12 protein-coding genes are annotated in these 12,007 nt (G+C 70.8%); 10 read left to right on the top strand and 2 right to left on the bottom strand.

Annotated elements, in window-relative coordinates:
- Positions 1–5 precede the first annotated feature (5 nt).
- The 6 genes from C6376_RS04225 (at position 6) to C6376_RS04200 (ending at position 7,572) form a co-directional block, all read left to right on the top strand.
- The gene (locus tag C6376_RS04225) at positions 6–809 is read left to right on the top strand and encodes a methyltransferase domain-containing protein (protein WP_107442164.1); all 804 of its coding nucleotides are present in this window, start codon (positions 6–8) and stop codon (positions 807–809) included.
- Positions 810–1,557: 748 nt separating this feature from the next.
- Positions 1,558–2,331, top strand: a complete 774-nt coding sequence (locus C6376_RS04220) for an isoprenyl transferase (protein WP_107442163.1) — start codon at positions 1,558–1,560, stop codon at positions 2,329–2,331.
- Positions 2,332–2,667: 336 nt separating this feature from the next.
- A complete protein-coding gene (locus C6376_RS04215) occupies positions 2,668–3,993 on the top strand; it encodes a PhoH family protein (protein ID WP_107442162.1) in 1,326 nt (441 codons plus the stop codon).
- A gap of 421 nt (positions 3,994–4,414) precedes the next feature.
- Complete coding sequence (locus C6376_RS04210; RefSeq protein WP_107442161.1) at positions 4,415–5,089, top strand: transglycosylase SLT domain-containing protein; 675 nt, start codon at positions 4,415–4,417, stop codon at positions 5,087–5,089.
- Between the two features lie 139 nt (positions 5,090–5,228).
- The gene (locus C6376_RS04205) at positions 5,229–5,957 is read left to right on the top strand and encodes a transglycosylase SLT domain-containing protein (RefSeq protein WP_107442160.1); all 729 of its coding nucleotides are present in this window, start codon (positions 5,229–5,231) and stop codon (positions 5,955–5,957) included.
- Between the two features lie 244 nt (positions 5,958–6,201).
- A complete protein-coding gene (locus tag C6376_RS04200) occupies positions 6,202–7,572 on the top strand; it encodes an AI-2E family transporter (RefSeq protein WP_254075832.1) in 1,371 nt (456 codons plus the stop codon).
- Between the two features lie 88 nt (positions 7,573–7,660).
- Here C6376_RS04200 and C6376_RS04195 read toward each other — a convergent pair whose 3' ends face one another.
- Positions 7,661–8,197 (bottom strand): alkyl hydroperoxide reductase, encoded by a 537-nt coding sequence (locus C6376_RS04195; RefSeq protein ID WP_107442159.1) that lies wholly within the window; start codon positions 8,195–8,197, stop codon positions 7,661–7,663.
- A 6-nt stretch (positions 8,198–8,203) separates the two neighbouring features.
- Positions 8,204–8,758, bottom strand: a complete 555-nt coding sequence (locus tag C6376_RS04190) for a peroxiredoxin (protein WP_107442158.1) — start codon at positions 8,756–8,758, stop codon at positions 8,204–8,206.
- Positions 8,759–9,011: 253 nt separating this feature from the next.
- Between C6376_RS04190 and C6376_RS04185 the strand changes: the two genes are divergently transcribed.
- From C6376_RS04185 to C6376_RS04170, 4 genes are all read left to right on the top strand, one after another.
- Positions 9,012–10,073, top strand: coding sequence for a hydrogen peroxide-inducible genes activator (locus tag C6376_RS04185; RefSeq protein WP_216825570.1), 1,062 nt, complete (start codon positions 9,012–9,014; stop codon positions 10,071–10,073).
- Positions 10,074–10,144: 71 nt separating this feature from the next.
- Positions 10,145–11,035, top strand: a complete 891-nt coding sequence (locus C6376_RS04180) for a MarR family transcriptional regulator (protein ID WP_107442156.1) — start codon at positions 10,145–10,147, stop codon at positions 11,033–11,035.
- 104 nt (positions 11,036–11,139) lie between these two features.
- Positions 11,140–11,565: a roadblock/LC7 domain-containing protein gene (locus C6376_RS04175; protein WP_173985578.1), complete on the top strand. Its 426-nt coding sequence runs from the start codon at positions 11,140–11,142 to the stop codon at positions 11,563–11,565.
- A 4-nt stretch (positions 11,566–11,569) separates the two neighbouring features.
- A complete protein-coding gene (locus tag C6376_RS04170; protein WP_107442155.1) occupies positions 11,570–11,998 on the top strand; it encodes a hypothetical protein in 429 nt (142 codons plus the stop codon).
- Positions 11,999–12,007 lie beyond the last annotated feature (9 nt).

Below are 12,007 nucleotides of genomic sequence, written 5' to 3'. Positions count from 1 at the left end.
CCTTCATGAAGGACGACAAGCGCGACGGCCCGGACGGCGATACCGCCTTCGAGGATTTGGTGGCCGAGGGGGCCGCCGTCCCCACCGAGGGCTGGGACTTCTCCTGGTTCGAGGGGCGGGCGACCGAGGCGCGGCCCTCCTGGGGGTACGCGCTGTCGCTGGCCGGGCGGCTGGCGGGCGCGCACGCCGCGCTCGACGTGCAGACGGGGGGCGGGGAGGTGCTGGACTTCGCTCTGGAGCGGGCCGCGCCCGACGCCCCCGTCCTCACCGTCGCGACCGAGGGGTGGCCGGCGAACGCCGCCAAGGCCACAGCGCTGCTGAGGCCGCGCGGTATCGCGGTCGTCGCGTGCCCGGAGGACGCCCCGCTGCCCTTCGCGGACGCCGCCTTCGACCTCGTCAGCAGCAGGCACCCGGTGCGGCCCGCCTGGCACGAGATCGTCCGCGTGCTGCGGCCCGGCGGGACCTACTTCGCCCAACACGTGGGCCCCCGCAGCGTCTTCGAGCTCGTCGAGTACTTCCTCGGGCCGCAGCCGGAGGCCGTGAGCAGCAACCGCCACCCCGACCGTGAGCGTGCCGACGCGGAGGCGGCGGGCCTGGAGATCGTCGACGTGCGGGCGGAACGGCTGCGCGTCGAGTTCCACGACATCGCGGCCGTCGTGCACTTCCTGCGCAAGGTCGTGTGGATGGTCCCGGGCTTCACGGTGGCGGCCTACCGGCCCCGGCTCCGCGAACTGCACGAGCAGATCGTGGCCGACGGCTCCTTCGTGGCGCACAGCACCCGCCACCTCGTCGAGGCCCGCCGACCGTAGGCCCGTCATCCGGGCGCAGGCCCACGACTCGGGTGCGGGCTCGCTGCTGCCACTCGCCCGTGGCCCCGCCGTCGTCGCCCTCGCCCATGGCCCCGCCGCCGTCACCCGCTCGTGGGCCCGCCGCCGGGCCCGCAGACCCGCGGGCCCGCAGGCCCGCCACCCGGCCGTCGGCACGCGCGTGGTCGCGTCGGCCGGGAATCGTCGTTGCGGGGCGTTCGGGCCCGGCCATGGCCTTCACGGAGTTTCCACATCGTTATCGCGATCGGTTCCGGTCCGTCGTCGCCCTCGCGTAAGTTCTAGCGGAGGCAATTCGCGTGAGCAAAGCTGCGTGGACGTCACCGCGCAGCGGAGGGGGCTGCGCGGTGACGCCCGCGTCAAGATGGGGTTCGCCTCGGGGTTAACCCGTCGGGGGGATGTGTGGGCGGATGTCCGGACGTGTTGAATCCGCCCCGGAACCCCGACTTCCATCGGTGAACGGCCGAATTTCCCTGGGAATCCGCTCCATTCCGGCCATGAGTCGCCCATGATCGACGGCGGAAACGGTCACCACCGCGTCGCCGCACGACTGCGGAGAGTAGTTGTGGTGCGCCGATGCGCGCAGCAGCACTCACGAAGGGTTATGGTGGAAACCCCCCCTCGGGCCGGTCCGTCTCCCCCCCCACGGACCGGCCCGTTTTTTTGCCCAAGTCCGCACAGGGGTAGGCTGCGCCCCGCGGGGACCGCACCGTTCGGAGGGGCTGACAATCACGTGAACCTGCGCGACAAGCTGCGCGGCCTTCTGGTCAGGCTGTACGCACGCCGGGTGGAAGGCCACCTGGACCACGCTCAGGTGCCCAAGCACATCGGCGTCATCATGGACGGCAACCGACGCTGGGCGAAGGCCTCCGGTTCCACGACCGAGCACGGCCACCGGGCCGGTGCGGACAAGATCGAGGAGTTCCTCGGCTGGTGCACCGAGACGGACGTCGAAGTCGTCACCCTCTGGCTGCTGTCGACGGACAACCTCGACCGCCCCCAGGAAGAACTCGTCCCGCTCCTCGGCATCATCGAGGACGTCGTGCGCACACTCGCCGCCGACGGCCGCTGGCGTGTCCACCACGTCGGCACACCCGACATCCTCCCCTCCCATGTGCAGACCGCACTGAAGGAGGCCGAGGACTCCACCGCCCACGTCGACGGGATACTGGTCAACGTCGCCATCGGCTACGGCGGCCGCCAGGAGATCGCCGACGCCGTGCGCTCGATGATCGTGGACGCGGCGGACCGGGGCACCTCGATGGAGGAACTCGCCGACTCCGTCAGCGTGGACCTGATCAGCCGCCACCTCTACACCGGCGCCCAGCCCGACCCCGACCTCGTGATCCGCACCAGCGGCGAGCAGCGGCTGTCCGGATTCATGCTGTGGCAGACGGCCCATGCGGAGTACTACTTCTGCGAGGTCTTCTGGCCGGCCTTCCGCAAGGTGGACTTCCTGCGCGCCCTGCGCGACTACGCGGCCCGCCACCGTCGCTACGGCGGCTGAACCGCAGGACGCGTGCGCCCCTCAGGGGCCGCTCATCTACCCCTTTCCGGGGCGGAAGTAACGAGGAGTTCACCGGCGCGCCGTCATATGCCGTGGCATGACGGCGCGTTTTCGAGGGCATAAGCCAAGCAGGTCGACACCCGAACCACGGGTGTCGGATCTCAGCGGACGGCACGGGGCCGTCCGCCCGGGAGGCCCTTTGCACCAGCCCGACCGTGCGGTCACGGCACGGAAGAAGCAGCGGGGGGCCGGTTCTCGGCCCGTGCACAGCGGCCGACGACCGGTCCAGCTCCGCTCCGTCGCTCCCCGACCTCATCCGAGGGGGTACGTCCTTCCGTGGTGACCAGCACAAAGCGCCGTATGCCAGACCGGCGCACCTATGTTCTCGACACCAGCGTCCTGCTGGCCGACCCGAACGCCCTGACCCGTTTCGACGAGCACGAAGTCGTGCTCCCCATCGTCGTGGTCACGGAGCTGGAGGCCAAGCGGCACCATCCGGAACTCGGCTACTTCGCCCGGCAGGCGCTGCGCCTGCTGGACGACTACCGGGTGAAGTTCGGTCGCCTCGACGCCCCCATCCCGATCGGGGAACTCGGCGGCACCGTCCGTGTCGAGCTCAACCACTCGGACCCCAGTGTGCTGCCGACCGGCTACCGCCTGGGGGACAACGACTCCCGCATCCTCGCGGTCGCCCGCAACCTGCAGGCCGAGGGATTCGACGTCACCGTCGTGTCGAAGGACCTGCCGCTCAGGATCAAGGCGTCCTCGGTCGGTCTCCTCGCCGAGGAGTACCGCGCCGAACTCGCCATCACGGGGTCCTCCGGTTGGACCGGAATGTCCGAACTGACCCTGTCCGGGGAGCAGGTGGACATCCTCTTCGAGGTGGGGCACATCCACGTGCCCGAGGTCGCGGGTCTGCCCGTGCACACCGGTCTGACCATCCAGTCGGAGCGGGGCAAGGCGCTGGGCCGGGTCACCGCCGACGGCGACGTCCGCCTCGTGCGCGGCGACCGCGAGGCCTTCGGCATCAAGGGCCGCAGCGCCGAACAGCGCATCGCGCTCGATCTGCTGCTCGACCCGGACGTCGGGATCCTGTCCATGGGCGGCCGGGCCGGCACCGGCAAGTCCGCGCTCGCGCTCTGCGCGGGCCTCGAGGCGGTCCTGGAGCGCCGTCAGCACCAGAAGGTGATGGTCTTCCGGCCGCTGTACGCGGTGGGCGGACAGGAGCTGGGCTATCTGCCCGGGTCCGAGGCCGACAAGATGGGCCCCTGGGCGCAGGCGGTCTTCGACACGCTGTCCGCGGTCACCAGCCGCGACGTCATCGAGGAGGTCACCGCACGCGGGATGCTGGAGGTCCTGCCCCTGACCCACATCCGGGGACGTTCCCTCCACGACGCCTTCGTGATCGTCGACGAGGCGCAGTCGCTCGAACGGAACGTACTGCTCACGGTTCTGTCCCGGATCGGCGCGAATTCCCGGGTCGTTCTGACCCACGATGTGGCGCAAAGGGACAATCTGCGAGTCGGCCGTTACGACGGTGTGGTCGCCGTCGTCGAGAAACTGAAGGGGCACCCGCTCTTCGCCCACGTCACGCTGAACCGGTCCGAAAGGTCCCAGATCGCTGCGCTGGTGACCGAAATGCTGGAGGACGGCCAGATCTGAAAGAGCTGCCCCGGGATATCGGGGTGAGAGGGTGGTCGGCGCCGTCCGGCAAAGGCAGTGAGCCTAGCCGGGCGGCGCCGGCGTATGTGGGGGTTTCGAGAAATCCCCTGGGTCCCGAAGGGTGTGAGCTTTCACACGTAACCCGGAATTGCCTCACGCGGTCTGGTTACGGCAAAGTCTCAGTCCTGTCAGGCCCCGCATGCGACACACCTGTGCCCCCAGCAGTACGGCACCGCTTGAGCATCACCGTCAACTCCATACCGACCGTCGTATGCCGCCCGTGCACCACGCGGCGCTCCCGCACCGGGAGTTGCCCACCGGGCCCGTGTCTCCTGTGACCCCGCAGTTCGGAGACCAGCGACAAGGGCACGATTGCGTCCGCCAGGGTCACCGAAGCGGGCGACGCTGGAAGGAAAACCGTGTGAGCCGGATCTCGGTCCGGGGACTCGCAGTGGCCTCGGCCACGGCGGTCACCGCTGTCGGAAGCGTCGTCGGCGTTGCCTCGGGCAGCGTCGCGCAGGCCAACGACGCAGATGCGACGGCAAGCGACGCGACGCTCCTCGCCGACATTCCCGTGGGCCAGCAGGCCCAGGTGCAGACGGCGTCCCTCACGCAGCAGGCCAGTTACCAGGCCATCGCCGCTGACGAGGGCGCGAAGAAGGATGCCGAGGAAGCTGCTCGCAAGGCCGCGGCCGAGACGGCTGTCGCGAAGAAGAAGGCCGCCGAGAAGGCCGCCAAGGACCGCGCGGAGGCCAAGGCCAAGGCCAGCCGCAGCGCGGGCGACTTCCCGATCCAGGGCTCGTACAGCATCGCGCAGATCCAGGCCATGGCGGCGCAGATGGTGCCGAGCGGCCAGTTCCAGTGCTTCAGCAACATCGTGGACCACGAGTCCAGCTGGAACTACCACGCGGTCAACGCCTCCTCCGGCGCCTACGGCCTCTTCCAGGCGCTGCCCGCCGGCAAGTACGCGTCCGCCGGCTCCGACTGGCAGAGCAACCCGGCCACCCAGATCAAGTGGGGCCTCAACTACATGGACAGCCGGTACGGCAGTCCCTGTGAGGCGTGGTCGTTCTGGCAGGCCAACCACTGGTACTAGGCAGCCCTGTGGGCAGCCGACGCCGCTTCGCGGACACGACCTGGGCCGGCGACCGGTACCGAACGACTCAGCCGAGGGCCCGCGCGGCCCTCGGCCGTTCGTCGTCCCTTCACCCGATGACACTGCAGAAGGAATTCGTGTGAGCCGGATATCGGTCAGGGGTTTCGCCGTGGCGTCGGCGACCGCAGTCACCACCGTCGGAGCCGTCGTAGGGGTCGCCCAGGGCAGCGTCGCGCAGCCCGCCGACGACGCCCAGGCGGTGGGCGACTCCACGCTGCTCGCCGATTTACCGGCCGGACAGCTCGCCCAGGTGCAGACCGACTCGATGACGCACCAGGCGAGTGTCCAGGCCATCGCGGCGGACACCACCGCGCGCAAGGCGGCGGAGGAGACGGCCCGCAAGCAGGCCGCCAAGGACGCGGTGGCCAAGCAGAAGGCCGCCGAGGAAGCCGCCGAGAAGGCCGAGAACCGGGCGAAGGCCGCACAGGAGGCCAAGGACCGCGCGGCCGCACGGACCCAGAGCGCGTCGGCCGGTGCCACCGGTAGCGCCGACGACTTTCCGCAGCAGGCCTCGTACACCGTCGCCGAGGTCAAGGCCATCGCCCAGCAGATGGTGCCCGGCGGACAGTTCCAGTGCTTCAGCAACATCGTGAACCACGAGTCCACGTGGAACTACCGGGCAACCAACCCCTCTTCGGGCGCGTACGGCCTCGTCCAGGCCTATCCCGGGTCGAAGATGTCGTCCGCGGGCGCCGACTGGCGGACCAACCCGGCCACCCAGATCAAGTGGGGCCTGAACTACATGAACGAGCGCTACGGCAGCCCCTGCGACGCCTGGGCCTTCTGGCAGGCCAACGGTTCGTACTGACCGCCTGCTCCGCCCGTGCCGAGGGCCGCTCCCTCCGGCGGCGGGGGCAGGTCCCTCCCGTACCGACGGCCGGTCCCGGACGTACTGACGGCCCGTTCGGTCCGGTGTGACGATCCGGCCGAGCCCGGTCCCGCACAGCCCCTCCCCGTGCACCGGGGGAGGGGCTGTCGCCCTGTACGGTCGTACAACGGGACCGACGACTCCAGGGGGAGTGGTGGGGAGAGACGGGGGAAGAGGACGGATCATGTCGAGAGTGCCACGGTGGCTCGGCCGGCTCGGCGCCGGCCTCAGCGAGATGAGCGAGCGGCTCGACGAACGACGCGCCGAGGTCGAACGGGAGGGCGCGGCCGAGCGGGAGGTGACGTCGCCCGACCTGGCGCCGTCCCCCGAGGAGTACCCGGAGCCGCTCGAGCCCGCCCCGCGCCCCGATCCCGCACAGGCCGTGCCGTGGGGGGTCCGGGTGGCCGCCGAGGCCGGCTGGCGCCTGCTGGTGCTCGCGGGGACCGTCTGGGTGCTGATGAAGGTCATCACCGCGATCCAGCTGGTCGTGATGGCCTTCGTGGTCTCGCTGCTCCTCACGGCGCTGCTGCAGCCCACCGTGGCCCGGCTGAAGCGGGCAGGGGTGCCTCAGGGCGCGGCCACCGCGCTGACGGCGATCCTCGGGTTCGTCGTCATCGGCCTGATGGGCTGGTTCGTGACCTGGCAGGTCATGGCGAACATCGACAACCTCTCCGACCAGGTCCAGGACGGCATCGACGATCTGCGCCGCTGGCTGCTCAACAGCCCCTTCCACGTCACCGACAAGCAGATCAACGGCATCGCGAAGAACCTGCGGGACGCGATCGGCGACAACACGGACTCGATCACCTCGGCGGGCCTGGAGGGTGTGACCGTCGTGGTGGAGGCGCTGACCGGCATCCTGCTGGCGTTCTTCTCGACGCTCTTCCTGCTCTACGACGGCAAGCGCATCTGGGAGTGGACCCTCAAGCTGGTCCCGGCGGCGGCCCGGCCGGGCGTGGCGGGCGCCGGTCCGCGGGCCTGGGCGACGCTCACGGCGTATGTGCGCGGCACGGTGATCGTCGCGTTGATCGACGCCATCTTCATCGGCCTGGGCATCTACTTCCTCAACGTGCCGATGGCCGTCCCGCTCGCCGTCTTCATCTTCCTGTTCTCGTTCATCCCGCTCGTCGGCGCGGTCGCGTCCGGCGCGCTGGCGGTCGTGGTCGCGCTGGTCACCCAGGGCGTGTTCACGGCGGTGATGACCCTGGCCGTGGTGCTGGCGGTCCAGCAGATCGAGGGGCACATCCTCCAGCCGTTCATCCTCGGCCGCGCGGTGCGCGTCCACCCGCTGGCGGTGGTCCTGTCCGTCGCGGCGGGCGGCATGATCGCGGGAATCGGCGGCGCGATCGTGGCCGTGCCCCTGGTGGCCGTCACGAACACGGTGGTGGGCTATCTGCACGCCTACTCCAGGGAACCGGCTCTGCGGCACGCTCCCCGGCCGAGAGGAGCGACGGCCTCGGGCGTGGCTCCCGTCTCGGCCGCGCGGCCGACACGGGAGCCGGAACCGGGGACCGACGAGGGCCGGGTCACCCCGCCAGGACAGTCGTCGCCCTAGGTGGGGCGGTCAACGGGGCAGGGCCCGTCGGTGACCGACGGGCCCTGCCCCGTTGCGATGCGGCCGGGGGTACGGCCGGCCGCGCGGCTCAGACGTCCGCGAGGACCGCTTCCGCGTCCAGCGTCACGCCGACCGCCTGGATCACCGAGGCGATCTTGAAGGCCTCCTGGACGACCTCCCGCTCGACGCCCGCCTTGCGCAGCACCTGCTCGTGGGAGTCGAGGCACATCCCGCAGCCGTTGATCGCGGAGACGGCGAACGACCACAGTTCGAAGTCGACCTTGTCGACGCCGGGGTTGCCGATGACGTTCATCCGCAGGCCGGCCCGCAGGTTGCCGTACTCGTGGTCCGACAGCAGGTGGCGGGTGCGGTAGAACACGTTGTTCATCGCCATGACGGCCGCGGCCGACCGGGCCGCGGTGTAGGCCTGCGGCGACAGGTTCGCCTTCGACTCCGGCGCGAGCTCGCGCAGCACGATCGGGGAGCGGGAGGCGATCGCGGTCGCCAGGACCGTGCCCCACAACTGCTGTGCGGGGAGGCCGGAGTTGCCGATGACCGAGCCCAGGTTGAGCTTCAGGTCCTTGGCGTAGTCCGGTATCGCGGACTTCAGGGCGTCGAGGGACATCTCAGCTCACTTCCCGGCCAGCAACTCGACCGGGTCGAGGGTGCTCTCGCCCCTGGTCCAGTTGCAGGGGCACAGCTCGTCGGTCTGCAGGGCGTCCAGGACCCGCAGGACCTCCTTGGGGTTACGGCCCACGGAGCCCGCGGTGACCATCGTGAACTGGATCTCCCGGTTCGGGTCCACGACGAACACGGCGCGCTGGGCGAAGCCGTCCTCGCCCTCGATGCCGAGGTCGCGCATCAGCTCGTGCCGCGAGTCGGCCATCATCGGGAACGGCAGGTCGGTCAGGTCCGGGTGGTCCTTGCGCCAGGCGTGGTGGACGAACTCGGAGTCGCCGGAGAAGCCGAGGATCTGCGCGTCACGGTCGGCGAAGTCGTCGTTCAGCTTGCCGAACGCGGCGATCTCGGTCGGGCAGACGAAGGTGAAGTCCTTGGGCCACGCGAAGACCACGAGCCACTTGCCCTCGTAGGTCTTGTGGTGGATCTGCTCGAACTCCGAACCCTTCTCCAGTGAGACGCAGGCGGTCAGTTCGAACTCGGGGAACTTGTCACCGACAGTGAGCACGCGCTCTCCTTGCAGCGAAGGGGTGTCCGGATTGCGGACACTCCCCGTGGGTTGGACGGCCTCGATCGTGGCACAGGGTGCATTGATTCAGGAAATGGCTACACTCGATAGGGTTGATCGGATATGGCTATCAGTGACCGAGGGTGATGTGGGAGCCAAGGGAGTGAGCGGCGGAATCCGGGGCGGCGCAGCGCCGGTCGGAGCGGCGGCGACAGGTCGATCGGCAGCCGGCCGGGCGGGGGCCGGCCGGGGCGTGCACGCCGTGCGGAGGCCGCCCAGCCCGGCCCAGCTGCGGGCCTTCGTGGCCGTCGCGGAGCACCTGCACTTCCGGGACGCGGCCGCCGCTATCGGCATGAGCCAGCCCGCGCTGTCCGGCGCCGTCTCGGCCCTGGAGACGTCCCTCGGGGTGACCCTCCTGGAGCGTACGACGCGCAAGGTCCTGCTCTCGCCGGCCGGCGAGCGGCTGGTCGTCCGGGCCAGGGCGGTGCTGGAAGAGATGGAGGCGCTGATGGAGGAGGCCGAGGCGGTACGGGCCCCCTTCACCGGGACGCTGCGCCTCGGAGTCATCCCGACCGTCGCGCCCTACCTGCTGCCGACCGTCCTGCACCTGGTCCACGAGCGCTATCCGCACCTCGACCTCCAGGTCCACGAGGAGCAGACCGCCGGCCTCCTGGACGGCCTGCGCACCGGCCGTCTGGAACTCCTGCTGCTGGCCGTCCCCCTCGGCGTCCCCGGGGTGCGCGAACTGCCCCTGTTCGACGAGGACTTCGTGCTCGTCACGCCGCTCGGCCATGAGCTCGGCGGACGACAGGGCATCGCGCGCGAGGCGCTCAGGGAGCTCAACCTGCTGCTCCTGGACGAGGGCCACTGCCTGCGCGACCAGGCCCTCGACATCTGCCGGGAGGCGGGCCGCGGCGACGCACCGGTGACCACCACGGCCGCCGGCCTGTCCACCCTCGTTCAGCTGGTCGCCGGCGGCCTGGGCTGCACGCTGCTGCCGCGCACCGCCGTCACCGTCGAGACCAGCCGCAGCCCCCGGCTGCTCACCGGCTCCTTCGCCGCCCCCGCGCCCGCCCGCCGGATCGCCCTCGCGATGCGCACCGGCGCGGCGCGCGGGGCGGAGTACGAGGAGCTGGCGGGCGCGCTGCGCAGGGCGCTGCGACCGCTCCCGGTCCGCGTGCTCGGCGGCGACGACCAGGGTCTGCCGATCGGTCAAATGAGCGTCGAACAAGAAGATTTGAGTCCATCCGCGGAACAACTTCCGTCAGCTGGGGGCAGGTCGCAAATCCCCCGCTGGACCGGGCGTCCCGACTGATACACCTTCCCTCCTCAGCGTTACGCGTCAGGCGTATGTGCGAGAGGTCGCAGGGGAGTGATGTCGGGCTGATGTCGGGATACGAGCTGCTGGCACGCGACCTCGCCGCGTGCGGCCGGGAGGGCTTCACCGGGGAACTGTGCGTGACCGGCTCGCCCGGCGGCGTCTTCCATCTGGACGGCGGCCTGGTCGTCGCCGTCGAGTCGCCGGGCGCGCCCGCCCCCGAGGCGCTGCTGCTGCGCTCCGGCCGGATCGGCGGCGAGGAGTGGACCGCGCTGGTGCGCGAGTCGGGCGGCGCGCGCTGGCCGGCCGCCGGCCTGATCGCCCACGGCTACTCGGGCGCCGCCCAACTGCGGGTGGTGTGCGCGATGGCCCTCCAGGACGCCGCGTTCGCGGTCGTCGCGGGCAGCGTCGACGACTGCGAACGCGGTCCGGCGACGGGCCCGTTACCGGCCTCGGTCGCCGTCGGCGAACCGCCCACCCGGCTGCTCCAGGTCGCCTCCCGCAAGCTGGCCGCGCTGCTGGCGATGCCGTGCCCCGTGCGCCCGGACCGGGAGCGTCCCGTGCCCGCGCCGCTCTCCCTGGCCGCCGCTCGCCTCGGCGCCCTGCAGCGAGAGCTGCTCGCCCACGCGGACGGCCGGCGCACCGCCCGCGACCTCGCCTTCCGCACCGGCCGCGGGGTGTACACCGTCACCGTCGAGGTGGCCCGGATGCTGGGCGAGGGGCTCTTGGAGTGCGTGGAGTCGCCCCACCCGATCCCCGTCCGGCTGCCGCCCGACGGACACGGGGTGCGCCCCCGCGAGCCGGCGCCGCCCCTGCCACAGCCGCCGCCGGCCCCGGAGGCGGCCGCCCTGCCCCGCCGCAGGCCCGGAGCGAGCGGCATCCACGAGGCCCTCACACCGGAACGGAACGGCCCCGGCTGGAAGGAGTTCTTCCGCCTGCGCAACCCGACGGCGAAATGACGACCCGCCAGAACCCCCACGGACACGCGGGAACCCACGGCACGCGGAAACCCCCCACAGAGAACAGACGGTCACATGCCATCAGAATCAGGGGAGTTGCACTCATGGACCACAAAGCCCTCGCGCGGGAGATGCGCGGCCTGCGCGAGCAGGTGACCGGGATCACCGACACGGCGGTGGCGGCGGCCGACGGACTGCTCATCGCCGCCGACACGGCCGACTCGATCGACCCCGAGGGTCTGGCAGCCCTCGCCGCGGCCGGCCTCGGCCTCGCCCGACGCACCGCCGAGGCGACCGCCCGTGGCGCCCTGCACCGCACGGTGGCCTACGGCAGCCACGGCTGCGCCGCGTTCTACGCGGTCGGCGACACCGCGCTGATGGTCGTCCTCGGCGACGAGGGCATGGACGTGGAGCGCCTGCACCGGGCGACCCAGCCGGCCCTGCGCCGGATCGACCTGATCCTCACCGACCGGACCACCGCGCTGACCGCGGCGGACGGGACGACCGTGAAGACCGCCGAAGGAGTCTGAAGGGATGGCGACGAAGCGTATGACCCCAGGTTTCTCCGACCAGGTGATGGGTCTGGTCAAGTCACTGCGTACGGATGCCCCCGACTGCGTCGCCTCCGGCGTCGTCGACATGTCCACCGGCATGCTGCTGTCCTACGAGACCGTCGACAACCACCCGCCCGAGGTCCTGGACCTGCTGGCGGGAGCGACGCTCGACCTGTTCCAGGGCCGCACGGTCGTGATGATCGAGGACGTCTTCAAGGAGCGTCGCGGGGCCCAGAGCGAGAACCACTTCTTCCAGGAGATCCTCGTCAACAGTGAGAACCTCACGCACCTGTTCGTCAGGATGACCGAGCAGCAGGACGTCGTCGCGGTGGTCGTCTGCCGTAAGTCCGTGAACGTCGGCATGCTGTTCGCGCAGGTGCGAAGGGTGGTGCGGGAGTACCAGCTGTGAACGCGGCGT

It is taken from the genome of Streptomyces sp. P3 (genome assembly GCF_003032475.1).
GTDB lineage: Bacteria > Actinomycetota > Actinomycetes > Streptomycetales > Streptomycetaceae > Streptomyces.
This window is presented reverse-complemented; position numbering and strand designations above follow the sequence as displayed.